Source organism: Streptomyces sp. NPDC001401 (assembly GCF_042895385.1).
Taxonomy (GTDB): Bacteria; Actinomycetota; Actinomycetes; order Streptomycetales; family Streptomycetaceae; genus Streptomyces.
On the sequence record NZ_JBIAWI010000019.1, the window covers coordinates 132,036 to 155,444 of the forward strand.

Below are 23,409 nucleotides of genomic sequence, written 5' to 3' on the forward strand. Positions count from 1 at the left end.
GACTCCTCACCAACACCCCTTGACCTGCGCACTTTCGCGACACACCATCGCCGCATGCAACTTCGGGTCACATTCGTCGCCGCCGCGCGCAGCTCCCCGCTGCTCGCCGAACGCTTCGAGGACGACCGTCCGCTGGATCAGGCCGGCTGGGACGAGGTGCAGCGCGTCGCCCGCGATCTGGTGCCGCTTGCGGCGGCGGAGCTGCGCTACTGCTCGCCCACGCCGCGCAGCCGCGCCACGGGCGACGCCCTCGGCTATGCACCGCTGGTTCAACTCGCCCTGCGAGACTGCGACATGGGCCGCTGGCGCGGGCTGACGCTCGGCGAGGCGATGGCACGCGAGCCGGAGGCGGTGGACGCCTGGCTCGCCGATCCGAGGGCCACCCCGCACGGCGGTGAGTCGCTGCTCACCTTCATCTCCCGGGTCGGGGGCTGGCTCGACACCCGGCCGTTCGAGGACGGCGGCCGCATCGTCGCCGTCGCCGAGCCGTCCGTCATCCGCGCGGCGCTGGTGTACGCGCTGAAGGCGCCGCCGTCGACGTACTGGAACATCGACGTGCGCCCCCTGTCGACGACCACCGTCACGGGCCGCGCGGGGCGCTGGAACCTGCGTTTCGACGGGGCTCCCGCTCAGCCCTCGCGGGCGTAGTCGGTGGTCAGGACCAGGTCCTTGGCGGGGCCGCCGACACGCCAGACAGTCCGCCAGTGGTCCGCGTCCCGGACGGTGAACTCGCCGCGGTAGAGGTCCGCCGCGCAGGGGTGGTCGGCGACATGGTGCCCGGTGGTCAGGTCGAGGGTGTGAAAGGGGCGTCCGTCGGCGAAGCGGACGTCCGCCGTTCCCGGTGAACTCCCCGGCAGGAAGCGCAGCGTCCGCTCGGCGGGGCGGGCGACGCCCAGCCATGTGAACGTGCCGGACTCCTGGTGCAGCAGGCCGCCTTCCGGCAGTGGACTGAAGGCCGTGGTGCCCTCGAAGTGCCCCTGGTCGCCGCTCACCAGATCGCGCACCGTGCGCTCCACGCGCCAGCGCCCGGCCAGATGGGCCAGCGCGTCGGGCACGGGCCACAACTCGCCCGTCGTCGCCCTCTCCGGCCGTGCATCCATGCCCTCGACCCTACGTCGCCCACGCCTGCCCCATTGACGTGCCCACACCCCTTCCCTATCTTGCCGTTCGAAGTGCTGACCGCTGTCTGATATTTCGAACAATGCGAGCCGTCGCAACAATTCCCAGAGCCGCGGAGTATCCATGTCACGCACCACCCGCAACCGGCTGAGACTTGGCCTAGGAGCAAGCGCTTTCCTCCTGGCTGCCGGCCTTGTCCCGGCCCCCGCCCACGCCGATGACGTCACCGACTACTCGATCAGCGTCGACCCCGCCGCCAAGGGCGCGAAGATCGACGACACGATGTACGGCGTCTTCTTCGAGGACATCAACCGCGCCGCCGACGGCGGCCTGTACGCCGAGCTCGTGCAGAATCGGTCCTTCGAGTACTCCACCGACGACAACAAGTCGTACACGCCGCTGACCGCCTGGACGGTCGACGGCACGGCGCAGGTCGTGAACGACGACGGCCGCCTCGACGCCCGTAACCGCAACTACCTCTCCCTGGGCGCCGGTTCGTCCGTCACGAACGCCGGCTACAACACCGGCATCCGGGTCGAGGACGGCAAGAAGTACGACTTCTCGGTCTGGGCCCGGGTGGAGGGCGCCACCAACCTCACCGTAAGCCTGCGGGACTCCGGCGGCGCGCTCGCGACCGCGCGCCAGGTCGCCGTGAAGAAGAACGGCTGGGCCCAGTACAGGGCGACCTTCACCGCCACCCGTACGAGCTCCAACGGCCGTCTCACCGTGGCCTCTTCGGCCGCGGCCGCGCTCGACATGGTCTCCCTCTTCCCGCGCGACACCTACAAGCACGAGCCGAACGGCCTGCGCAAGGACCTCGCCGACAAGATCGCCGCCCTGCACCCGGGCTTCGTGCGCTTTCCCGGCGGCTGCCTGGTCAACACCGGTTCCATGCAGGACTACAGCGAGGCCTCCGGCTACCAGCGCAAGCGCTCGTACCAGTGGAAGGACACCATCGGCCCGGTCGAGACGCGGGCCACCAACTCCAACTTCTGGGGCTACAACCAGAGTTACGGCCTCGGCTACTACGAATACTTCCGCTTCGCCGAGGACATCGGCGCCATGCCCCTTCCCGTGGTCCCGGCCCTGGTGACCGGCTGCGGCCAGAACAAGGCCGTCGACGACGACGCGCTGCTCAGGCGGCACATCCAGGACACCCTCGATCTGATCGAGTTCGCCAACGGGCCGGTGACCAGCGAGTGGGGCAAGAAGCGGGCCCGGATGGGGCACCCCGAGCCCTTCCACCTCACGCACATCGAGGTCGGCAACGAGGAGAACCTCCCGAACGAGTTCTTCGCCCGCTTCAAGCAGTTCCGCGCCGCCATCCAGGCCGAGTACCCGTATGTGCAGGTGATCTCCAACTCCGGTCCGGACGACTCCGGTTCGACCTTCGACACGGCCTGGCAGCTCAACAAGGACGCCAAGGTCGACATGGTCGACGAGCACTACTACAACAGCCCGCAGTGGTTCCTGCAGAACAACGATCGCTACGACTCCTACGACCGCAGCGGGCCCAAGGTCTTCCTGGGTGAGTACGCCTCCGGGGGCAACGCCTTCAAGAACGGGCTCGCCGAGGCGGCGTACATGACGGGCCTGGAGCGCAACGCGGACATCGTCGAACTCGCCTCGTACGCCCCGCTGTTCGCGAACGAGGACTACGTCCAGTGGCGCCCGGACATGGTGTGGTTCAACAACCACGCCTCCTGGGGCTCGGCCGACTACGAGGTCCAGAAGCTGTTCATGACCAACGTCGGCGACCGGGTGGTGCCCTCGACCGCCACCGGCACGCCCTCGCTGCTCGCCCCGATCTCCGGCGCCGTCGGCCTGTCGACGTGGGCCACCAGTGCCGCGTACGACGATGTGAAGGTGACCGACGCCGACGGGAAGACGCTGCTCAGCGACGACTTCTCCGGTGACGCCGCGAAGTGGACGCACACGGGCAGCGGAAGCTGGTCGGTGCAGGACGGGCAGTACGTCCAGAGCTCCGACACCGCCGAGAACACCATGGTCCAGGCCGGTGACACGTCCTGGCACGACTACGACCTGCAGGTGAAGGCAACCAAGAAGTCCGGCAAGGAGGGCTTCCTCGTCGCCTTCGGCGTCAAGGACACCGGCAACTACTACTGGTGGAACCTGGGCGGCTGGGGCAACACCCAGTCCGCCGTCGAACAGGCCGTGGACGGTGGTAAGTCGACGCTGATCGCCAAGGCGGGGTCGGTCGAGACCGGCCGTACCTACGGCATCGACGTCAAGGTGCGCGGCCGTCAGGTGACCCTGTACCTCGACGGCCAGGAGTGGGGCAGCTTCACCGACGACAAGCCGGCCGAGCCGTTCCGTCAGGTCGTCACCAAGGACAAGAAGACCGGCGACCTGATCGTGAAGGTCGTCAACGCCCAGTCCTCGGCAGCCCGTACGGCGATCGACCTGGGTGGCGCGAAGGTCGCGTCCAAGGCGCGGGTGACCACGCTGGCCGCCGCGCCGGACGCGGTGAACACCGAGACGTCCACGGCGGTCGCGCCCGTGACGTCCACCTTCGAGGGGGTCGCCGACAAGTTCTCGTACACCTTCCCGGCGAACTCGATCACCTTCCTGCGGATCAGGCAGAGGTAGCCGAGGGCGCAGGGTCCGCGGGCTGCTGTCCGAGCGGCAGCAGCCCGCGCTCGGCGAAGACCTTCTTCGCGGCGAAGGTCGCGTTCAGCGCCTTCGGCATACCGCAGTACACCGCCGAGTGGGTCAGGGCCTCGATGATCTGCTCGGGCGTGAGGCCCACGTTCAGGGCCGCGTTGACATGCACGTCGAGCTGGGCCTCGCAGCCGCCGAGCGCGGTGAGCATGCCCAGCGTCACCAGCTGGCGGTCGCGCGGGGCGAGTCCGGGACGGTCGTAGATCTCGCCGAAGGCCCAGGCCACGACCTGGTGGCCGAGTTCGGGGTTGATGTCGGCGAGGGAGTCGACGACCCGCCGGCCGGCCTCGCCGTCGACCCTCTGCAGGACCTTCAGGCCGCGGGCGAAACGCTCTTCACGGGTGGTGCTCTCGCTCATTTCGGGTCTTCCGATCCCGGCTGCTCGGGCGATTCGCTCAGCAGCCGTTCGATGGGGGTCCCCCCGCGCCCTTTTGGCGTGGGGGAGGTCGATCTTGTCGTCCAGCGCACGGGCGTTGCGTCGCAACGCCCGGATCCGGTCCGCCAGTTCGGCGCGGTGCTCGCGCAACATCGCCAGCCGGTCGGCGACCGAGACGTTCCCCTCCGCCCGCAGCTGTGCGAACCGCTGCATGTCGGCGATCGACATGCCGGTCTCGCGCAGCCGCAGCGACGTGCTCTGCCGGTGGGACGACTTCGGCTGCGGGTCCGTTGTGGCTGGTCGCGCCCCGCGGCGGAGCCGCTCATGTCACAGCCCCGCGCCCCTAAGGGACGCGGACCGACCCGTTGGTGACTAGAACCGTAGGAGCTGGAGTGTGCTCTAAGGCAAGCCCGCTTCCGATCAGCCCCCGAAGTACTCCTGAGCTGCCCGAACGCCCTCCATCAGAGGGATCCCCCGGAGCGACTCCAGTGCGCGGGCGGCGCCGGCGTATGTGGCGCGCAAAGGATGTCGAGTTCACCAATTGATTACGTGCCGGGAAATTTCTGTTTCCCGGGAGTTCATCATCCCATTCGTATAAGTCTGCGGCTGCATTCGGAGCAGGCTTTGCCACTTTCCGCGGACGGCACAACCGATCCGAAACTCGGGCCGTCTTAGTCGGCGAATCAATTACCCGCGGGGAGTAAGAGGGAATGGATCGCTCGACCTTGTCCACAGCCGTTTCGAGTGGCCATTTCTCACCGAAGAAGGCCGCGGCGCTGCTTGCCGCCGTCATCACCGTCACCGTGTTCTGCGCCGCCGATGCCCTCGCCCGCAGCTATCCCTTCGGGCCCCGCACGCGCAACGTCAACGACCTGGGAAACCAGTACGTGCCGTTCCACGCCCACCTGTGGGACCTGCTGCACGGCAGGGCCGATGGTGGCCTCTTCGTCAACTGGCAGTCCGGCTACGGCTCGAGCTTCCTGCCCGACCTCGGCACCTACCTCAGCAGCCCGTTCGCCCTGCTCGTCGGGGTGTTCCCGCGGGACGAGATCGACCTCGCGGTGTATGTGATCACCGTGCTGAAGACGGCGTCCGCGGGCGCCGCCATGGCCTGGCTGCTGCTGTGCCTGCGCCCCGGCCGCTGGTGGACGGCCGGACTGCTCGGCGCCTCGTACGCGCTGTGCGGGTGGAGCGTCGCGGTCGCCTCCTACAACCCCATGTGGCTCGACGGCCTGATCGCCCTGCCGCTGCTGTGCCTGGTGGGGGAGTGGACGCTGCACAAACGGCGCCCGCTGCTCGGCGTGCTGATCGTGGCGCTCGCCTGGATCGCCAACTTCTACACCGCGTACATGGCCACCATCGGTGCTGGTCTGGTGCTGCTGTTGCGCCTGTGGCTGGCCGGTCTCGCCAATCGGGAGCGGCTGAAGGTGGCGGGGCGGGCCGCCGGCACCGTCGTGCTGGGTGTGGGCCTGGCCGCCCCGCTGCTGACCGTCGTGTACTTCGGCACCAAGCACGCCTACCCGGGCCGAGTCGTGCAGTTCCAGCCCGTGCCGACGCGGGACCTGCTGGCCCGGCTGCTGCCGACGACGTACAGCTTCTCCAGCCCGGCCCTCTACGTGGGCACCACGGCGCTGCTGCTCGCGCTCGCCCTGCCGTTCCACCGGGCGGTGCCGCGGCGGGTGCGTGCCGGGTGGACGCTGCTGGTCGCCGGGGTGGCCCTGTCGTTGCAGTGGGGGCCGACCCATCTGGTCTGGCATGCCTTCGCCACCCCGCAGGGCAGCGCCTACCGCCAGGCCTTCGTCCTGTGCGCCCTGCTGGTGATCGCCGCCTGGCACGCCCTGTCGTACGGCGTGCCCGACCTGCGCGCCCTGGGCGCGGCGGGCGCGCTGCTCGCACTGATCACCACCGTGGCGAGCCGGAGCCACCTCGTGCACCCCGTCGCCTGGCCGGTGCTGGTCCTCGCCCTCGTCGGGGCGCTGGGCGGGCTTGCCCTGCTGCGGTACACGAACGGCCGCAGGCGTACCGCCATTGCCGCGCTCGCCGTGTTCCTGCTGTTCGGCGGGCAGTTCGGCGAGGCCATGGCCACCTCCGCCGTGGCCACCCGGTGGCGGCTCGGCCACATGGACGACTACGCCCCCTGGGGAGACCGCCAGCGGGAGCAGTCGGAGGCGATCGCGCGGGCCGACGACTGGCCCCGGTACCGCACCGACCCGGGCCGCGAGCAGACCGTCGGCAACGATCCGCTGCTGGTCGGCGGTCAGGGTGCCCAGTACTACAGCAGCCTCACCTCGGACGTTCTCAGCCGAACGCTCACGGCCCTGGGGGACGGCTGGACCTCGCGCGGACGCAGCGTGCAGAGCCTCGACAACCCCGTCACCGACGCGATCTTCTCCGTCGGAGCCCGGGCGCACTCGCCGACGGACCCGCACCAGGCGCAACTGCCGCAGATCGGCGGCCCGTTGACCGTCACCCGGCAGGGCGTGCCGCCCCTGGTGACCGTGCGGACCACGCCCGACCGGGCGTCCTTCGGTCCGTCGCCGTACCGCAATCAGGAACTGCTGCTCGGCAGCCGCGTCTACACCGTGCCGCACATCGCCGTGCACGACGACATCGGCAACCCGGCCCGAGGCGGCCGGGTCGGCACCGGGAACGCCCTGGCCCGCCCGACGATCACGACCGGCTGCCCGGCCGGAAGCCAGGTCTACCTGTGGGCCCCGCACTTCTCCGGCACCGCACACCTGGGAAAGACCTCCGCATACTTCCGGTTCGGCCACCCGCGCAACCGCGCCGCCATGGAGCCGCTGGGCCCGGCCCCGGCATCCGGGCGGCTGCGCATCGCACTGACCCCCGACCGCCCCGGCCATGTCCCGCAAGGCGCGGTCGGCTGCCTGGACACCGCCCGGCTGCACACCGCCGTCGAGCACCTCAAGGCCACCGGCGCCACCCACGTCACCGTCTCCGACGCCACCGTCCGGGCCGAACTCCCCGCGGGCAGCAAGGGAACCGCCGTCGTGGCCGCTCCCCGCATCGCGGGCTGGCGCTGCGCCGCGGGCGACGCCACCCCCGTACCCGCCAAGGACTACCACGGCCTGATCGCCGTCCCCCTCGACGGCTCCGCGACCACCGTCACCTGCACCTTCCACCCGCCCGGGCTGCGGCTCGGCACGACCGTCGGCGCCGTCTCGCTGCTGACCCTGACCCTGCTCGGCGCCCTCACCGCCGTACGCCGACGGCGGGTCACCGAACCGCCCGCACCCACGACCACTCGACCGCTCGAGCGCGTGCCCAGCGCTCACTGACCCCGCCCAGGGGGAGGATCCCGTGCTGATATCGATCGTCGCACCCTGCTACAACGAAGAAGACGTCATCGAGCGCTTCCACGACCAGGTCCAGAAGGTCGCGGAGGAGCTCCTTCCGCTCGGTCACGACATGGAGTTCGTGTACGTCGACGACGGCAGCCGCGACCGTACGCTCGCTGCGCTGGAGCGGCTGGCCGACCGCGACGCGCGCGTGCGCTACGTCTCCTTCAGCCGCAACTTCGGCAAGGAGGCGGCGCTGCTGGCCGGCCTGCGCCACGCCTCGGGAGACTCCGTGATCGTCATGGACGCGGACCTCCAGCATCCACCGGAACTGATCAAACGCATGGTGGACCTGCGCAAGGAGGGCTACGACCAGGTCATCGCCAAACGCACCAGGACCGGCGACCGGATGACCCGCACCGTCACCGCCCGCCTCTACTACCGGCTCATCAACCGTCTCGTGGACGTCGAACTCGTCGACGGCGTCGGCGACTTCCGGCTGATGTCCCGCCGCGTGGTGGACGCGGTCCTGGACCTCACCGAGTACAACCGCTTCTCCAAGGGCCTGTTCGCATGGGTGGGGTTCCCGAGCACCACTTTCGAGTACGAGAACGCCGTACGCGAGGCCGGCCGCAGCTCCTGGAGCCTGCGCAGCCTGCTCAACTACGGGATCGACGGGCTCCTCTCCTTCAACAACAGGCCACTGCGCCTCGCCCTCTACCTGGGCATGGGCCTGCTGTTGTGCGCCGGCCTGTACACCGCGTGGATCGTGGCCGCCGCCCTCGTCAACGGCGTGCAGACGCCCGGCTATGTCACGATCATCACCGCCGTCACCGGCGTCGCCGGAGTGCAGATGGTCATGCTCGGGGTCATCGGGGAGTACACCGGCCGCATCTACTACGAGGTCAAACGGCGCCCGCACTTCCTGGTGAAGGCGAGCAATGTGGACCGGGCGAAGGACCTCATTCCCTGATGCGCAGTTCCCTGGTGCCGAGGCAGATGCTCACCTTCGCCGTGATCGGGGTCGTCAACACGGGCACGTACTACGGTCCGTACCTGGTGTTCCTCACCCGTTTCCCCTATCTCGTAGCCCATATTCTCGCGACCGCCATCAGCATGACCGGATCCTTTTTCCTCAATGCGCGCTTCACCTACCGGACACGTCCCACCCTGCGGAAATTCCTGTTGTTCCCCCTGACGAACGCCGCGAATTTCCTCAGCACGACAGCGGGCGTCTATGTGCTCGTCGACCTCCTGCACTTCAGCAGCCGGTTCGCCCCGCTGCTCGCGTCCCTGGCGGCCATCCCGGTGACCTTCGTGGTCTCCCGCCGGATCATGCTCCCGAAGGCGGACCCCGCTCCGATTGCATAAACGTGCATCGATACGTATAGTCATGCCATCCAGGAGGAGGATGACATGGCGGTACGTGCGGCAGTGGCCGGAGCGAGCGGATACGCGGGCGGAGAGCTCCTGCGTCTGCTCCTGGCGCACCCCGAGATCGAGATCGGGGCCCTGACCGGCAACTCCAACGCGGGCCAGAGGCTCGGCGCGCTCCAGCCGCACCTGCTGCCGCTGGCCGACCGGATACTCCAGGAGACCACCCCCGAGGTCCTCGCCGGCCATGACGTCGTCTTCCTCGCCCTGCCCCACGGCCAGTCGGCCGCCGTCGCCGAGCAGCTCGGCCCGGACGTCCTGGTCGTCGACATGGGCGCCGACTTCCGGCTGAAGGACGCGGCCGACTGGGAGAAGTTCTACGGCTCCGCACACGCCGGGACCTGGCCGTACGGCCTCCCCGAACTGCCGGGTGCCCGCGCCGCGCTGGAGGGGTCCAAGCGCATCGCGGTGCCCGGTTGCTACCCGACCGCCGCCTCGCTGGCGCTCTTCCCGGCCTACGCCGCAGGGCTCGCCGAGAACGAGGCCGTGATCGTCGCCGCGTCCGGGACGTCCGGTGCGGGCAAGGCGCCCAAGCCGCACCTGCTCGGCTCCGAGGTCATGGGGTCCATGACCCCTTACGGCGTCGGCGGCGGCCACCGGCACACCCCCGAGATGATCCAGAACCTCAGCGCGGCCGCCGGTGAGACCGTGAGCGTCTCCTTCACGCCGACGCTCGCGCCGATGCCCCGCGGCATCCTCGCCACCTGCAGTGCGAAGGCGAAGGACGGCGTCACCGCCGAGTCCGTGCGCGCCGCCTACGAGAAGGCCTTCGCCGACGAGCCCTTCGTCCACCTGCTGCCCGAGGGCCAGTGGCCCGCCACGGCGTCCGTCTACGGTTCCAACGCCGTTCAGGTGCAGGTCGCGTACGACGAGGCCGCGGGCCGCATCATCGCGATCAGCGCCATCGACAACCTGACCAAGGGCACCGCGGGCGGTGCCGTCCAGAGCATGAACCTCGCCCTCGGACTCGACGAGTCCACGGGGCTTTCCACGATCGGAGTCGCACCGTGAGCGTCACGGCAGCCAAGGGATTCACGGCGGCCGGCATCGCCGCCGGGATCAAGCAGAACGGCAACCCGGACCTGGCCCTCGTGGTCAACGACGGTCCGCGCCGCGCCGCCGCCGGTGTCTTCACGTCCAACCGTGTGAAGGCCGCGCCGGTGCTGTGGTCCGAGCAGGTGCTCAAGGGCGGCCAGGTGTCGGCCGTTGTTCTCAACTCCGGTGGCGCGAACGCCTGTACGGGCCCCAAGGGCTTCCAGGACACGCACGCGACCGCCGAGAAGGTCGCCGAGGTGCTGGGTCGCGGTGCCATCGAGGTGGCCGTGTGCTCCACCGGCCTCATCGGCGTCCTGCTCCCGATGGACAAACTGCTCCCGGGCGTTGAGACCGCCGCCGCCCAACTCTCCGAGCACGGCGGCGAGAAGGCCGCCATCGCCATCAAGACCACCGACACCGTCCACAAGACGTCCGTCGTCACCAAGGACGGCTGGACCGTGGGCGGCATGGCGAAGGGCGCGGGCATGCTCGCCCCCGGCCTCGCCACCATGCTGGTCGTCCTCACCACCGACGCCGCGCTCGACAACGACGCACTGGACAAGGCGCTCCGGGCGGCGACGCGCACGACCTTCGACCGCGTGGACTCCGACGGCTGCATGTCGACCAACGACACGGTTCTGCTGCTCGCATCCGGCGCCTCCGAAGTCACCCCGGAATACGAGGAGTTCGCGGAGGCCGTACGGCAGGTCTGCGACGACCTCGGCCAGCAGCTGATCCGGGACGCCGAGGGCGCCAGCAAGGACATCAAGGTCGAGGTGGTCAACGCGGCCACCGAGGACGACGCCGTCGAGGTGGGCCGCTCCATCGCCCGCAACAACCTCCTCAAGTGCGCCATCCACGGCGAGGACCCCAACTGGGGCCGCGTGCTCTCCGCGATCGGCACCACCAAGGCCGCCTTCGAGCCCGACCAGCTCAATGTCGCCATCAACGGCGTCTGGGTCTGCAAGAACGGCGGCGTCGGCGAGGACCGCGAGAAGGTCGACATGCGCTACCGCGAGGTGCACATCGTCGCCGACCTCGCCGCCGGGTCCGAGACCGCCACGATCTGGACCAACGACCTCACCGCCGACTACGTCCACGAGAACAGCGCGTACTCCTCATGAGCACTACTCGCAAACACACCGCACTGCCCAAGGCCCAGATCCTCATCGAGGCGCTGCCCTGGCTGGTCAAGCACAACGGCAAGACGGTCGTCATCAAGTTCGGCGGCAACGCCATGATCGACGAGGACCTGAAGGCCGCTTTCGCCCAGGACGTCGTCTTCCTGCACCACGCCGGCCTCAAGCCGGTCGTCGTGCACGGCGGCGGCCCGCAGATCAGCGCCGCCCTCGACCAGCACGGCATCGTCAGCGAGTTCAAGGCCGGCCTGCGCGTCACCACCGAGGACGCCATGGACGTCGTACGGATGGTTCTCGCCGGGCAGGTCCAGCGCGAGCTGGTCGGGCTGCTCAACCAGCACGGCCCCCTGGCCGTAGGCCTCACCGGCGAGGACGCGCACACCATCACCGCCACCAAGCACCAGCCCGAGATCGACGGCGAGTTGGTCGACATCGGGCGGGTGGGCGAGATCACCGCGATCGACACGGGCGCGATCGAGGCACTGCTCGCCGACGGCCGCATCCCGGTCGTCTCGTCGATCGCCCGTAGCCAGGACGACGGACATGTCTACAACGTCAATGCTGATACGGCGGCTGCGGCACTCGCTGCTGCTCTTGGAGCGGAGACTCTCATGGTCCTCACGGACGTCGAGGGTCTCTATGAGGACTGGCCGAACAGCGACGAGGTGATCAGCCGCCTGACCGCTGCCCAACTGGAGAAGCTGCTGCCGGAGTTGAGCTCCGGCATGGTGCCGAAGATGGAGGGCTGTCTGCACGCCGTGCGCAACGGCGTGACCACTGCCCGCGTCATCGACGGCCGGGTCCAGCACTCGATCCTGCTGGAGATCTTCACCGACGAGGGAATCGGCACGATGGTCGTGCCGGACGAGAATCCGCACGTACAGGGGGAGTCGTGAGCAACCAGGAACTGACCGCGCGGTGGCAGGGCGCGCTCATGAACAACTACGGCACCCCGCTGCTGCCCCTCGTGCGCGGCGAGGGCGCCAAGGTGTGGGACGCCGACGGCAAGGAGTACCTGGACTTCGTCGGCGGTATCGCGGTCAACGCGCTCGGCCACGCCCACCCGGCGGTCGTCGAGGCCGTCAGCAGGCAGATCGGTTCCCTCGGCCACATCTCCAACTTCTTCATGTCCGAGCCCACCGTGACGCTCGCCGAACGGCTGCTGCAGCTGTTCGGGCGGGACGGCAGGGTCTTCTTCTGCAACTCGGGCGCCGAGGCCAACGAGGCCGCGTTCAAGATCGGCCGGCTGACCGGGCGGACCCACGTCGTCGCCACCGAAGGTGCCTTCCACGGCCGTACGATGGGCGCCCTCGCGATGACGGGCCAGCAGGGCAAGCGGGAGCCGTTCCTGCCGTTGCCCGGCGAGGTCACGCATGTGCCGTTCGGCGACGCGCAGGCCCTGGCGGCCGCGGTCACCGAGGAGACCGCGCTGGTCGTCCTGGAGCCGATCCAGGGCGAGATCGGCGTCGTCGTGCCGCCCGCCGGCTATCTCAAGGCCGCCCGCGCGATCACCGCCGCGACCGGTGCGCTGCTGGTCCTGGACGAGGTGCAGACCGGAATCGGCCGTACCGGTCACTGGTTCGAGTACCAGGCCCACGAGGGCGTCCTGCCGGACGTCGTCACTCTTGCCAAGGGGCTCGGCGGGGGACTGCCGCTCGGCGCGACCGTCGCCTTCGGCCGGGCCGCCGAGCTGCTGCAGCCCGGGCACCACGGCACGACCTTCGGCGGCAACCCGGTCGCCTGCGCCGCCGGACTCGCCGTCCTGGACACGATCGCGAACGAGGGGTTGCTGGAGAACGTCAAGCAGCAGAGCGAGAAGCTGCGGGACGGAATCGAGTCACTGGGCCATCCGTTGATCGCCCATGTCCGGGGCGCGGGCCTCCTCCTGGGTATCGTGCTCACCGAGCCGCTCGCGCCCCAGGCGCGCCAGGCGGCTCAGGAGGCCGGATTCCTGGTGAACGCACCCGCCCCCGACGTCGTACGGCTGATGCCGCCGCTGACGCTCGGCGACGACGAGGTGGATGCGCTTGTCCAGGCGCTCCCCGGCATCCTGGACCAGGCCAACGGGGACGGATCCGGAGAATGAGACGACGATGAGTCACGCGCAGGACGACGCACAGCACGCCGGGCCTGCCGTGCCGCAGACCCGCACCGCACGCCACCGCCGGATCGTGGACATCCTCAACCGGCAACCGGTGCGGTCGCAGAGCCAGTTGGCGAAGTTGCTGGCCGACGACGGGCTGAACGTCACGCAGGCGACGCTGAGCCGGGATCTCGACGAGCTGAACGCGGTGAAGATCCGCAACAACGACGGCGACCTGATCTATGCGGTGCCGAGCGAGGGGGGTTTCCGGACGCCTCGGGCGCCGCTGGGGGAGTCGGCGAAGGAAGAGCGGATGCGGCGGTTGTCGCAGGAGCTGCTGATCTCCGCGGAGGCGTCGGCGAATCTCGTTGTTCTGCGGACGCCTCCGGGGGCCGCGCAGTTCCTGGCCTCGGCGATCGACCAGGCCGAACTGCACGACATCCTCGGCACGATTGCCGGTGACGACACGTTGTTGCTGATCAGTCGGGATCCCAGTGGGGGGAATGCGCTGGCCGAGCATTTGCTGAGGTTGGCTCAGAACGGGCACTGAGCGGGGGGCTTGCTGTTGTCCGCCGACTGCGACTTCGTCGTGGCTGGTCGCGCAGTTCCCCGCGCCCCTTCAGGGCGCTCCGGTTACCCGAGGCGAGATGCGAGGCCCCCTGTGCATCTCACCTCGTCGCCCGCCGTGATCAGCAGCGCCTCCACGTCCGGCAGGGACTCCAGCCAGCGCAGCCCCTGGTTCGACCCCATCGCGAAGGCCGCCGTGGCCCAGCAGTCCGCCCAGGTCAGCTTGGGCGCCACGACCGTGACCGCTACCAGGTCGGTCACCGCGGAGCGGCCCGTGCGCGGGTCGACGATGTGCGCGCCGCGCTCGGCGGTGCCGGACGTGGCCACCGCCAGCTCGTCCGCGCCCGCCGCGGAGACGACCGCCGCGAGCCCGCCCGGACGCAGCGGGTCCGCCACCCCGACCCGCCAGGGCCGGTGCGGTTCGGGCGCCCCGAGCAGCTGGACGTCACCGCCGCCGTTCATGCTCACGCCGCTCACTCCGGGGGTGGCCATCAGGAGCCGTGCCGCGCGCTCGGCGGCCCAGCCCTTGACGATCCCGGTCGGATCCAGCGGTCCCTCGTAGCGCATGCTGAACCAGCCGTCGCTCACCCGCTCCGCCTCGGCGCCCAGTGCGAGCACCTCGGCGACCTCGGGAGCGCACTGCTCCACGGTCAGTTCACCCCGCGCGAGCCGGGAGACCTGGCTGTCGTCGCGGTATGTGCTGAACACCTCGTTCACCCGGTGCAGTCCGGCGACAGCCTCCTCCAGCGCCGCCTGCACCGCACCGGGCTCCCCGCCGCGGACGTCGAAGGAGAAGACGGTCCCCATGACCTCCTCCGCATGACGCACCGCGGCGGGAGCTTCTGCCGATTCCGCCACCGACTCAGCCACCGGCCTGGTCCAGCGCCGACTGCAGCGACTGCTTGTAGCCGCTGCTGGTGTACGTGGCACCCGACACCGAGTCGATCTTCGCGCTGCCGGCCGCCACGGCCTCCTGGTTGAGCTTCGGGACCGCCATCGCGGTCTTCTGGTCGCTGAGCCCGCCCTTGGGCGCCTGCACCGCATCGGCCTTGGTGATCTTGCCGTTGGCGACGGTGATACGGACCTGGACGGGCCCGTACTGGGTCTGGGCCACACTGCCCGTCACTGTCTTGGTCTGGGCAGCACCGGAGCCCGAGCCCGCGCTGCTGCCCTGGGAGGGACTGGTGGTGCCCTGCGAAGAGCCGGCGCTCGCCTTCATCTTGTCGATCGCCGACTGCAGCGACTGCTTGTAGCCGTTGCTCGTGTACGTCGCCCCGGACACCGAGTCGATCTTCGCGCTCTGTGCGGCGACCGTCTCCTGGGTGAGCTTGGGGACGGACAGTGCGGTCTTCTGGTCGCTGGTGCCGCCCTTGGGCGCCTGGATCGCCTCGGCCTTGGTGATTTTGCCGTTGGCGACAGTCAGCCGTACCTGGACGTTGCCGTACTGGGTCTGGGCGACGTTGCCGTCGACCGTGCCGTTCCCGGCACCGGTCGCCGAGGCACCGCCCTGCGGCGATTCCTGCGCGCCCGCGGTCTGCTGCGGGGCCGCGCCGGCCGCCTGGGCGTTCGGGTCGGACGCCGGTTTCAGCGACAGCAGCAGTACGACGCCCGACACGGTGGCGGCGGTGGCCAGCACGACACGCCGGATGGGGTGACTCTTCTTCATCGCTTTCCCAGACTCCTGAAGTCCCGTCGCTCACATCTCGAACGACTCGTGATGGATGCGGCGGGCGGGCACTCCCGCGCCGCGCAGTGCTTCGTACACGCCCTGCGCGAACCCGGCCGGGCCGCACATGAAGACGTCGTGCTGTTCGATGTCCGGCAGCTTCTGCCGCAGCCGGTCCGCCGAGATGTCCGGGCGCTCCCCGTCCGGGCTGTTGACCGCGTACATCAGCCGGGCGCCGCGGTCGTCGGCGATGGCCGCGAGCTCGTCCCAAAGGGCCAGGTCCTGCGTGGTGTTGGCCCGGTACAGGAGCGTGATGTCGCCGGAGGCGCCGGGCAGCGTCTCGAACAGCGCCCGCATCGGCGTGATGCCGACGCCTCCCGCCACCAGCAGCACCTTGCCGCGGCTGCGCCGCTGAGCGGTCATCGCACCGTACGGACCCTCGGCCCACACCTTGGTGCCGGGCGTCAGCTCGCGCAGCCGGGCGCTGTGGTCGCCGATCGCCTTGACGGTGATCCGCAGCATGTCGGGGCGGGGCGCCGCCGACAGCGAGTACGGGTGCGAGGAGAACCGCATGCCCGGCGCGAGGAACCGCCACCGGAAGAACTGCCCGGCCTCCGCGCCCATCCGGTGCAGCTTCCGCCCGCCGATGAGCACCGACACGATGCCCGGGGTCTCCTCGATCACGGCCTCGACGCGCATGCGGTGCCGCATGTTCAGCCGGATCGGGGTGAGGATGCGGTACCAGACGACCAGCGCGGTGACCGACCCGTACAGCACGTACCAGAAGGTCTTGGCGGCCGGCTCGACGGCGAAGTCGTTGCCGGTGGTGATCTGGTGCCAGAACGTCAGGAACACGGCCCCGTACGTCAGCAGGTGGACGTGGTACCAGGTGTCGTACGGGATCCGGCGGCGGACCGGGCCGATCGACGTCAGCCCGATCAGCACGAACAGACCGGCGCCGATCGCCGCCTTGCCCATGTCCGGCAGCTGGTTGATGGAGTCGATCGTCTGCTGGACGATGTCGCCGAGCGACTTGCCCGCCTGCAGCGCATAGCCCCACATGATGAGGAAGATGTGCGCGAAGACCAGACAGAGCGTGTAGCGGCCGCTCATCGCGTGCCAGCGCGCCACCCGGTCGGAGCCGACGCGCCGTTCGAGTGCGGGCACGCGGGCCATCTGCAGCACGACCAGCGCCATCAGATATCCGGCCAACAGGCCGGTGATCCGGCCCGCGTTGAGGATCTTGCCGTTCTGGTCGGCGATGGACGGCGTGTTGTGCCACCACAGCCACAGCACGCCGACCGCGCCCGCCCATACGGCGAGCAGCAGGACGGTCGCCGGGGAGCGGCGCGGGCGGATGCGGCGCATCGTCTGGCGGCGGGCGGCGCGGCCGCCTGCGAGCGTGGTGGTCACTGTTCCTCCGGGGCGGGGGCAAGGGGGGTGGGCGTGGTCCCTTGGCCCAGAGGTACGTGCCGCGACGCCGGTGTGTTCAGCCGCGTGCCGAGTCCAGTGCGGACTGGAGTGACTGGCGGTAACCGTCACTTGTGTACGTGGCCCCGGAAACCGTGTCGATGTTGGCGCTCTGGGCCTGGAGGGCCTCGCTGCGCAGGCGGGGGAGGGCGTAACTGTTGATCTCCTGGTCCCGCGGGTTGTCCGTGGGGTAGGTGACGGCCGTCACGTCGGTGAGCTTGCCGCTCTTGACGGTGATACGGACCTGGACGGGACCCCAGCGGGTCTGGACCGTGTCGCCGGTGACGGTCTTGGTACCGGTGGACACGCCGGCACTCGCACTGCCGGACGGCGCGGGCACGGCCAGCGCCACGTCCGGTGTCGAGTGCGGCTTCAGGGAGAGCAGCAGCACCATCCCGGAGACGGTCGCGGCGCTCGCCAGCACGATCCGGCGCAGCGGGCGGTTCTTCTTCAACGCGTGCACTTCTACCGCCTCACAGCTCGAACGACTCGTGGTGGATACGGCGGTCCGGCACACCGGCGGTGCCCAGCGCCTCGTACAGGTCGCGGGCGAAGCCGTGCGGGCCGCATATGTATACGTCGTGGCCGGCCAGGTCGGGGAAGGTCGCGCGCAGGGACTGGGCGGTGAGGCTGGGCCGCCGCCCGTCCGGCCCGTTGAGCGCGTACAGCACCTTGGCCCCGCGCCAGCGTGCGACGGCCTCCAACTCCCCGCCCAGGGCGAGGTCTTCGGCGGTGCGCGCCCGGTAGAGAAGGGTGACGTCGCCGGGCAGCGTCTCGAACAGCGCCCGCAGCGGTGTGATGCCGACACCGCCCGCGATCAGCAGGGACTTCTGCGCGGTCTGCCGGTCCTGCGTCAGCGACCCGTAGGGGCCCTCCGCCCACACCCGGGTGCCCGGTCGCAGCAGGGAGACCGCCGCGCTGTGGTCGCCGAGCGCCTTGACCGTGATCCGCATCAGGTCCTGGCGTGGCGTCGCCGACAGGGAGTACGGCGTCGACGTCCAGCCCATGCCCTCGCCGAGGAACCGCCAGCGGAAGAACTGCCCGGCCCGCGCGCCCAGTTCGCCCAGCCGCTCGCCCCGTACGACGACGGAGTACACGCCCGGCGCCTCCTTGTGCACCGACTCCACCCGCAGCCGATGCCGCAGATTGAGCCGCACCGGGACCAGGACCCGGAACCACAGCACCAGGGCCGCGACACCGAGGTACAGCACGTACCAGGCGGCCGTGGCCGCGGTGTGGCCGTTGAACTCGTTGCCCAGGGTCAGCTGGTGGAAGAAGGCGAGGAAGACGGCGACGTAGGTGAGCAGATGGACGTAGTACCAGAACTCGTAGCTGGTACGGCGGCGCACCGCACGCGCCGAGGTGATGCCGACCGCGAACAGGATGACCGTGCCGAAGGTGGCCTTGAGCATGTCCGGGTAGTCCAGGACCACGGTGAGCGTCTCGTGCCAGATCGTGGCACGGTCCTGGGCGGCGTACCCGAGGAGGATCAGCACGATGTGCGCGACCAGGAGGCACACCGTGTAGCGGCCGGCCATCGCATGCCAGCGGGCCACCCGGTCCGAGCCGATCCGCCGCTCCAGCAGCGGCACCCGCGCCATCAGGCCGACGAGCACCGCGCAGGCGTACCCGCACAGCAGCCCGGCGATCCGCCCGGCCCCGGTCAGCCAGCCGGCGGTGCCGACCACCGAACCGGTGTCCGTCCACCACAGGGCGACCACGGCCGCCGCCCCGGCCCACAGCAGGGTGAGCACGGGGCCCGCGGGGGAGCGCCGCGCGGCCGGCGCCACGGCCGGTGCCGTCCGCCGCTCGTACACGGTGGTCATGTGTGCGTCCTTTCGCCTGTTCCGGACGCAACTGTGCCGCCGCAACCTCTCAGCACGCTCTGAACGGGCCCGCTCCGAGCCCGCTCAGAGGAAACTCAGAGCATCGGACGGCGCCCGCCGGCCCCGTGAGGGGTGATCCTGGTAGGGCGATGAACACGACCCGCTCCGGCCGCCCCGCCCTCACCCGACCCGACGGCACCCCGCTGCGCGTCCTGGTCGTCGACGACGACCCCGACCTCGCCGAGGTGCTCTCCGGTGCCCTGCGCTACGAGGGCTGGCAGGTCCGCTCGGCCGGGGACGGCGCCTCCGCGCTGGCCGAGGCACGGGAGCTGATGCCGGACGCGGTCGTGCTGGACGTGATGCTGCCCGACACCGACGGCTTCGCCGTGCTGCGCTCCCTGCACACCGTGAAGCCCGACGTGTGCGTCCTCTTCCTCACGGCACGGGACGCGGTGGAGGACCGCATCGCCGGGATCACGGCCGGCGGCGACGACTACGTCACCAAGCCCTTCAGCCTGGAGGAGGTCGTCGCCCGGGTCCGCGGACTGCTGCGCCGCGCCGGCATGGCACGCCAGCTGGACGAGGGCCCGCGGCTGACCGTCGGCGACCTGGTCATGGACGAGGAAGCACGCGAGGTCACCCGGGCAGGCGAGCTGATCGAGCTGTCCCCGACCGAGTTCGAGCTGCTCCGCTTCCTGATGCGCAACCCGCGCCGCGTGCTCAGCAAGACGCAGATCCTCGACCGGGTCTGGTCCTACGACTTCGGCGGCCGCGCCCACGTCGTCGAGCTGTACATCTCCTACCTGCGTAAGAAGGTGGACGCGGGCCGCGAGCCGATGATCCACACCGTGCGGGGGGCCGGGTACGTCCTCAAGCCGGTGGCGTCATGAGGGTGCAGTGGAGGCGGCTGCCCCGGCCGCGGACGCTCCGGGCCCGCCTCACCGTCGGCCTGGTGGTGCTCCTGGCCGTCAGCTGTGCCGCGGTCGGCATCGCCGCGGTCATCGAGCTGAACGGCTTCCTCACGAGCCGCCTCGACGAGCAGCTCGGCCAGGTCGGCCCCCGGTTCGCCGCCAGCCTGGAACACGGCGGCAGGCTCCCCGACGACCACGACGGCGACGAACACGGCGACGACCGCAGACAGGCCGCCGGCACCTTCGGCGCCCGCCTGGTCGACGGCTCGGTCACCAACGCAGCGGTCGTCCGGACCGCCGGAGTCGTCGACGTCACGCTCACGGCCAGGGACAACAGGCAGCTCGCCGCGGTCCAGGTAGACGGCAAGGGCCACAGCGTCCGGCTCTCCGCCCTGGACGGCTACCGGGTGACGGCGTCCAAAGGCCTCGACGGCGACGTCCTGATCACCGGCCTGCCGCTGGAGCCCGTGGAAGCCACCGTCCACCGTCTCGAACTGGTCGCCGGGATCGTCTTCGGCGCCGCCCTCACCCTCACCGGCGTCGCCGGCGCCCTCTGGGTGCGCTGGTCGCTCAGGCCGCTGAGCCGGGTCGCCGCCACCGCCACCCGGGTCAGCGAACTCTCCCTTGCGAGCGGCGAAGTGGCCCTGCCGCCGCGCGCCCCCGAGACCGACCCGCGCAGCGAGGTGGGCCGGGTCGCCGGCGCCTTCAACCGCATGCTGGGCCATGTCGAGGACGCCCTCACCAAACGGCACGCCAGCGAGGAACGGCTGCGCAGCTTCGCCGCCGACGCCAGCCACGAACTGCGCACCCCGGTCGCCTCGGTCCGCGGCCACGCGGAACTGGCCCTGCTCCACCCCGGGCCGGTGCCGCCGGAGGTCACCCGCGCCCTGGAACGCATCGCCGCAGAATCGGGCCGCATGGGCGCGATGGTGGACGACCTCCTGCTCCTGGCCCGCCTGGACGCGGGCCGCCCCCTCGAACGCCTCCCCGTCGACCTGACCCGCCTGGTCCTGGACGCCGTCACCGACGCCCGCGCCGCCGGCCCCGACCACCGCTGGACCCTGGAGCTGCCCGAGGAACCCGTCACGGTCACCGGCGACGAGCACCGCCTCCACCAGGTACTGGCCAACCTGCTGGCCAACGCGCGTCTGCACACGCCCGTCGGCACCAAGGTGACGGTGTCGTTGGAGACCGACGGCCCCTCGGCCGTCCTCAAGGTCCACGACGACGGCCCGGGCGTCCCCGAGGACATCCAGCCGGGCGTATTCGAACGCTTCACCCGGGCCGAACACCGCCGCCGCAAGGACGCCCCCGGCGGGGGCGCGGGCCTGGGTCTGTCGATCGTGGCGGCGGTCGCCGAGGCACACGGGGGGAGCGTGAGCCTGGAGAGCAGAGCGGGGTCGACCACCTTCTCCGTACGGCTCAGTACCGCGTGATCGCCGTACTCCCGCTCGTCGTCCCGACGGCGATGTGCGGCTCCTTCCCGGGAACCGCCCACTTGAGAATCGCCCGCATCGCGTCCCTGGGCACGGACACACAACCCGCAGTGGCCCCACGCCCGTTGACATGCAGGAAAATGCCGGCGCCGCGCCCGCGCACGCGCCGGTGGTAGTTGAACCCGATGACGAGCGCATACGCGTACTGCGTGCCGTAGGAGGCAAGATGCTCGGACTCGGAGGCACGGCAGTCGGCCGGACGCGGATCGGTCCAACGGTTGTAGGAACTCGACGCGTTGTCCTCGCACCACCACGAACTCTGCTTCACGGCACGGTACTTGTACCGGGTCCCGCTCGGCGCGGCCTTGATGCCGAAGGCGTACGGCAGGTCGTACAGCCCGGTCGGAGTCGTGTTCGTGTTCTGCTTGCGGGACGCACCCTCCACGAGCCCCTTCGCCCCGAACCGCGCGGACGCCGAACCGGCCTTCACCCAATGGCCGCCGCGCAGGTCCCACCAGGTGACCGTGCCGGTCGTCGCGCTCGCCCTCGAGGCCACGGCGGTGATCAGCTGCGTACCGCCACCCGTGTCGGCCATCCGGGCGGGAAGGGGCGCCCCGGCGGCCGACGCGGCCGGCACGGCACCGAGGACCAGTAGTGAAGCGGACACCAGGGCGCCGGCGGCGAGAGCTGATCGCATGGCTCAGACCGTAGACGGGGGCAGCGGCAACGGCAGCCCGGGTAGGCCATCCAGGCTCGTGGCGATGTGCTCCTTCTTGGCGAAGTACTCGCTGAGCGACGCGTCGTCCTCGCGCGTGAACCGCTTGCCGTGCAGGTCGCGGTCCTCGTCGTACGTCATGAAGGGAACCGCGTATCCACAGGAGTCGCGGACGAGTTCGGCCGTCACCACGATGATCGCGCGCAGGCCGTGAGGGGTGGGATCGATGTCCGGGAAACGGGTGAGCAGCTCCTTGAAGCGGGGGTCGTCCCGGAAGACGGCCTCCCCGCGCCCGTGCACCCGCACGATGTTCGGCGGGCCCTGGAAGGCGCACCACATCAGCGTGATCCGCCCGTTCTCCCGCAGATGCGCGATCGTCTCCGCGTTGGATCCGGCGAAGTCCAGGTAGGCCACGGTGAGTTCGTCGAGCACCGCGAAGGAGCCCTTGAGGCCCTTGGGGGAGAGGTTGACCGTGCCGTCGCCGGAGAGGGGCGCGGTCGCGGTGAAGAAGATCGGCTGCGCCTCGATGAAGGTGCGCAGCCTGCCGTCTATGCGTTCATGAGTCTTTCCCACGTCAGACGATTATGGACGCAAACCTTTCGCCTGTCTAAGGAATTGCGACCTCCGCTTGCCGGCCTCCGTTCGTCTCGTCGGACTCCGGCCGTGGCCGCCCCGGCCGGCGCTGAATCGGGGCGGCCACAGCGCCTGTCACGCCCCTTACTTGGTGAGCGTGCAGGCGGCCAGGGAGTCCAGGCCGGTCGGCTTGGCCGAGGTGCGGCCGATGGCGATCGCGATGCGGTCGACGGTCGACTTCCGCTTGTCGGCCAGCGGGCCGAGGATCGCGTTCTGCACGAAGTTCGGGCCGCCCTGGCCGACCGTCGACTGCAGCCGCTTGTTGGCCTCGTCGATCTGGGTCTGCAGGAGGGTCAGGTTGCGGGTGACCTCGGCCTGGGCGGAGGCGGGGATCGCGGGGAGCTTCGAGGCGACGTCCGGGCAGGTGATGGTGCCGGCGGCGGCGGCGGAGGAGCCGGAGCCCGTGCCGGACTGCCCGCTCGCCGCGGCGGAGGCGGCCGCGCCGGGCGTGGCGGAGCTCGCGGCGTTGCCGCCCGTGTTCGCGTTGCCCGTGTTCGCACTGCCAGAGCCCGCGCCGCCGGCGTTCAGCGTGCACGGTGCCAGGGTATCCAGGCCGGTCGGCTTGGCCGCCGTACGGCCGATGGCGGTCGCGATGCGGTTGATCGTGGCCACGCGCTTGTCCTTGAGCGGGCCCAGGATGGCGTTGTTCACGAAGTTCGGTCCGCCCTGGCCCACCATGTCGACCAGCCGCTTGTTGGCCTCGTCGATCTGGGTCTGCAGGAGGGTCAGGTTGCGGGTGACCTCGGCCTGGGCGGAGGCCGGGATCGCCGGGAGCTTCGAGGCGACGTCCGCGCAGGTGATGGTGCCGGGGGACGCGGCCAGGGTCCGGGCGTTGTTCCCGCTGCTCTTGGACGGCGTACCGGCGAGGGCGGAACCGGCGATCACCGCGCCGGACAGCGCCACGGCGGCAGCGCCGCCGATGATCGCGACGCGACGCTTGTTGTACTTCGGAAGAGCCCTGGACATGCGGATGCCTCACTTGGGTCAGGAGTGGGTTTACAAACGCGGCGCCGGCGTT

22 protein-coding genes and 1 pseudogene are annotated in these 23,409 nt (G+C 70.3%); 12 read left to right on the top strand and 11 right to left on the bottom strand.

The window, feature by feature from the left end; translation table 11 throughout:
- The first annotated feature begins 54 nt into the window (after positions 1–54).
- Complete coding sequence (locus tag ACFY10_RS43245; RefSeq protein ID WP_390670831.1) at positions 55–648, top strand: histidine phosphatase family protein; 594 nt, start codon at positions 55–57, stop codon at positions 646–648.
- On the opposite strand, the gene ACFY10_RS43250 is transcribed toward ACFY10_RS43245, so the two are convergent.
- The gene (locus ACFY10_RS43250; protein ID WP_390670832.1) at positions 630–1,100 is read right to left on the bottom strand and encodes a DUF6314 family protein; all 471 of its coding nucleotides are present in this window, start codon (positions 1,098–1,100) and stop codon (positions 630–632) included. The genes ACFY10_RS43245 and ACFY10_RS43250 overlap by 19 nt on opposite strands.
- Before the next feature lie 142 nt (positions 1,101–1,242).
- Between ACFY10_RS43250 and ACFY10_RS43255 the strand changes: the two genes are divergently transcribed.
- Positions 1,243–3,729, top strand: coding sequence for an alpha-L-arabinofuranosidase C-terminal domain-containing protein (locus tag ACFY10_RS43255; RefSeq protein ID WP_390670833.1), 2,487 nt, complete (start codon positions 1,243–1,245; stop codon positions 3,727–3,729).
- On the opposite strand, the gene ACFY10_RS43260 is transcribed toward ACFY10_RS43255, so the two are convergent.
- Both ACFY10_RS43260 and ACFY10_RS43265 read right to left on the bottom strand, forming a co-directional pair.
- On the bottom strand, positions 3,716–4,159 hold the full coding sequence (locus ACFY10_RS43260; protein WP_390670936.1) for a carboxymuconolactone decarboxylase family protein: 444 nt from the start codon (positions 4,157–4,159) through the stop codon (positions 3,716–3,718). The genes ACFY10_RS43255 and ACFY10_RS43260 overlap by 14 nt on opposite strands.
- 156 nt (positions 4,160–4,315) lie before the next feature.
- Positions 4,316–4,405: pseudogene (locus ACFY10_RS43265) on the bottom strand (MerR family transcriptional regulator); the annotation flags it as partial.
- 482 nt (positions 4,406–4,887) lie between these two features.
- Between ACFY10_RS43265 and ACFY10_RS43270 the strand changes: the two are divergent.
- The 8 genes from ACFY10_RS43270 to ACFY10_RS43305 are packed head-to-tail and all read left to right on the top strand — an operon-like array spanning position 4,888 to position 13,717.
- Positions 4,888–7,476 (top strand): YfhO family protein, encoded by a 2,589-nt coding sequence (locus tag ACFY10_RS43270; protein ID WP_390670834.1) that lies wholly within the window; start codon positions 4,888–4,890, stop codon positions 7,474–7,476.
- Between the two features lie 22 nt (positions 7,477–7,498).
- Entirely contained in the window at positions 7,499–8,449 is a 951-nt protein-coding gene (locus ACFY10_RS43275) for a glycosyltransferase family 2 protein (RefSeq protein ID WP_390670835.1), read from the top strand.
- A complete protein-coding gene (locus ACFY10_RS43280) occupies positions 8,449–8,847 on the top strand; it encodes a GtrA family protein (RefSeq protein ID WP_390670836.1) in 399 nt (132 codons plus the stop codon). The genes ACFY10_RS43275 and ACFY10_RS43280 overlap by 1 nt, the downstream gene beginning before the upstream one ends.
- Positions 8,848–8,892: 45 nt before the next feature.
- The gene (gene argC / locus ACFY10_RS43285; protein WP_390670837.1) at positions 8,893–9,921 is read left to right on the top strand and encodes an N-acetyl-gamma-glutamyl-phosphate reductase; all 1,029 of its coding nucleotides are present in this window, start codon (positions 8,893–8,895) and stop codon (positions 9,919–9,921) included.
- Positions 9,918–11,069, top strand: coding sequence for a bifunctional glutamate N-acetyltransferase/amino-acid acetyltransferase ArgJ (argJ, locus tag ACFY10_RS43290; RefSeq protein WP_390670838.1), 1,152 nt, complete (start codon positions 9,918–9,920; stop codon positions 11,067–11,069). Before argC ends, argJ begins: the two co-directional genes overlap by 4 nt.
- A complete protein-coding gene (argB, locus tag ACFY10_RS43295) occupies positions 11,066–11,980 on the top strand; it encodes an acetylglutamate kinase (RefSeq protein WP_390670839.1) in 915 nt (304 codons plus the stop codon). Before argJ ends, argB begins: the two co-directional genes overlap by 4 nt.
- A complete protein-coding gene (locus ACFY10_RS43300) occupies positions 11,977–13,170 on the top strand; it encodes an acetylornithine transaminase (protein WP_390670840.1) in 1,194 nt (397 codons plus the stop codon). The genes argB and ACFY10_RS43300 overlap by 4 nt, the downstream gene beginning before the upstream one ends.
- A gap of 7 nt (positions 13,171–13,177) precedes the next feature.
- Complete coding sequence (locus ACFY10_RS43305; RefSeq protein WP_115909266.1) at positions 13,178–13,717, top strand: arginine repressor; 540 nt, start codon at positions 13,178–13,180, stop codon at positions 13,715–13,717.
- A gap of 83 nt (positions 13,718–13,800) precedes the next feature.
- Here the strand turns inward: ACFY10_RS43305 and ACFY10_RS43310 are convergent, their stop codons facing one another.
- From ACFY10_RS43310 to ACFY10_RS43330, 5 genes are all read right to left on the bottom strand, one after another.
- Positions 13,801–14,541, bottom strand: coding sequence for an FAD:protein FMN transferase (locus tag ACFY10_RS43310; RefSeq protein WP_390670841.1), 741 nt, complete (start codon positions 14,539–14,541; stop codon positions 13,801–13,803).
- A gap of 55 nt (positions 14,542–14,596) precedes the next feature.
- Positions 14,597–15,400, bottom strand: coding sequence for an FMN-binding protein (locus ACFY10_RS43315; protein ID WP_390670842.1), 804 nt, complete (start codon positions 15,398–15,400; stop codon positions 14,597–14,599).
- 30 nt (positions 15,401–15,430) lie between these two features.
- The gene (locus ACFY10_RS43320; protein ID WP_390670843.1) at positions 15,431–16,813 is read right to left on the bottom strand and encodes a ferric reductase-like transmembrane domain-containing protein; all 1,383 of its coding nucleotides are present in this window, start codon (positions 16,811–16,813) and stop codon (positions 15,431–15,433) included.
- Positions 16,814–16,889: 76 nt separating this feature from the next.
- Positions 16,890–17,333, bottom strand: a complete 444-nt coding sequence (locus ACFY10_RS43325) for an FMN-binding protein (RefSeq protein WP_275774228.1) — start codon at positions 17,331–17,333, stop codon at positions 16,890–16,892.
- Between the two features lie 10 nt (positions 17,334–17,343).
- A complete protein-coding gene (locus ACFY10_RS43330) occupies positions 17,344–18,696 on the bottom strand; it encodes a ferric reductase-like transmembrane domain-containing protein (RefSeq protein ID WP_390670844.1) in 1,353 nt (450 codons plus the stop codon).
- A gap of 149 nt (positions 18,697–18,845) precedes the next feature.
- Here ACFY10_RS43330 and ACFY10_RS43335 point away from each other — a divergent pair, with 149 nt between their 5' ends.
- On the top strand, positions 18,846–19,586 hold the full coding sequence (locus tag ACFY10_RS43335) for a response regulator transcription factor (protein ID WP_390670845.1): 741 nt from the start codon (positions 18,846–18,848) through the stop codon (positions 19,584–19,586).
- The gene (locus ACFY10_RS43340; protein WP_390670846.1) at positions 19,583–21,043 is read left to right on the top strand and encodes a sensor histidine kinase; all 1,461 of its coding nucleotides are present in this window, start codon (positions 19,583–19,585) and stop codon (positions 21,041–21,043) included. Before ACFY10_RS43335 ends, ACFY10_RS43340 begins: the two co-directional genes overlap by 4 nt.
- On the opposite strand, the gene ACFY10_RS43345 is transcribed toward ACFY10_RS43340, so the two are convergent.
- From ACFY10_RS43345 to ACFY10_RS43355, 3 genes are all read right to left on the bottom strand, one after another.
- Positions 21,030–21,740, bottom strand: a complete 711-nt coding sequence (locus ACFY10_RS43345; RefSeq protein ID WP_390670847.1) for a L,D-transpeptidase — start codon at positions 21,738–21,740, stop codon at positions 21,030–21,032. The two genes, ACFY10_RS43340 and ACFY10_RS43345, sit on opposite strands and share 14 nt — an antisense overlap.
- Before the next feature lie 3 nt (positions 21,741–21,743).
- A complete protein-coding gene (locus tag ACFY10_RS43350; protein WP_390670848.1) occupies positions 21,744–22,331 on the bottom strand; it encodes a pyridoxamine 5'-phosphate oxidase family protein in 588 nt (195 codons plus the stop codon).
- Between the two features lie 144 nt (positions 22,332–22,475).
- On the bottom strand, positions 22,476–23,357 hold the full coding sequence (locus ACFY10_RS43355) for a hypothetical protein (protein WP_390670849.1): 882 nt from the start codon (positions 23,355–23,357) through the stop codon (positions 22,476–22,478).
- Positions 23,358–23,409: the final 52 nt, after the last annotated feature.

Coding starts and splice junctions, on each gene's coding strand:
- ACFY10_RS43355 (WP_390670849.1), bottom strand. CDS start 23,357: ATGTCCAGGGCTCTTCCGAAGTACAACAAGCGTCGCGTCGCGATCATC.
- argC (WP_390670837.1), top strand. CDS start 8,893: ATGGCGGTACGTGCGGCAGTGGCCGGAGCGAGCGGATACGCGGGCGGA.
- ACFY10_RS43250 (WP_390670832.1), bottom strand. CDS start 1,100: ATGGATGCACGGCCGGAGAGGGCGACGACGGGCGAGTTGTGGCCCGTG.
- argB (WP_390670839.1), top strand. CDS start 11,066: ATGAGCACTACTCGCAAACACACCGCACTGCCCAAGGCCCAGATCCTC.
- ACFY10_RS43245 (WP_390670831.1), top strand. CDS start 55: ATGCAACTTCGGGTCACATTCGTCGCCGCCGCGCGCAGCTCCCCGCTG.
- ACFY10_RS43310 (WP_390670841.1), bottom strand. CDS start 14,541: ATGGGGACCGTCTTCTCCTTCGACGTCCGCGGCGGGGAGCCCGGTGCG.
- ACFY10_RS43330 (WP_390670844.1), bottom strand. CDS start 18,696: ATGACCACCGTGTACGAGCGGCGGACGGCACCGGCCGTGGCGCCGGCC.
- ACFY10_RS43305 (WP_115909266.1), top strand. CDS start 13,178: ATGAGTCACGCGCAGGACGACGCACAGCACGCCGGGCCTGCCGTGCCG.
- ACFY10_RS43260 (WP_390670936.1), bottom strand. CDS start 4,159: ATGAGCGAGAGCACCACCCGTGAAGAGCGTTTCGCCCGCGGCCTGAAG.
- ACFY10_RS43270 (WP_390670834.1), top strand. CDS start 4,888: ATGGATCGCTCGACCTTGTCCACAGCCGTTTCGAGTGGCCATTTCTCA.
- ACFY10_RS43255 (WP_390670833.1), top strand. CDS start 1,243: ATGTCACGCACCACCCGCAACCGGCTGAGACTTGGCCTAGGAGCAAGC.
- ACFY10_RS43315 (WP_390670842.1), bottom strand. CDS start 15,400: ATGAAGAAGAGTCACCCCATCCGGCGTGTCGTGCTGGCCACCGCCGCC.
- ACFY10_RS43340 (WP_390670846.1), top strand. CDS start 19,583: ATGAGGGTGCAGTGGAGGCGGCTGCCCCGGCCGCGGACGCTCCGGGCC.
- ACFY10_RS43335 (WP_390670845.1), top strand. CDS start 18,846: ATGAACACGACCCGCTCCGGCCGCCCCGCCCTCACCCGACCCGACGGC.
- ACFY10_RS43345 (WP_390670847.1), bottom strand. CDS start 21,740: ATGCGATCAGCTCTCGCCGCCGGCGCCCTGGTGTCCGCTTCACTACTG.
- ACFY10_RS43280 (WP_390670836.1), top strand. CDS start 8,449: ATGCGCAGTTCCCTGGTGCCGAGGCAGATGCTCACCTTCGCCGTGATC.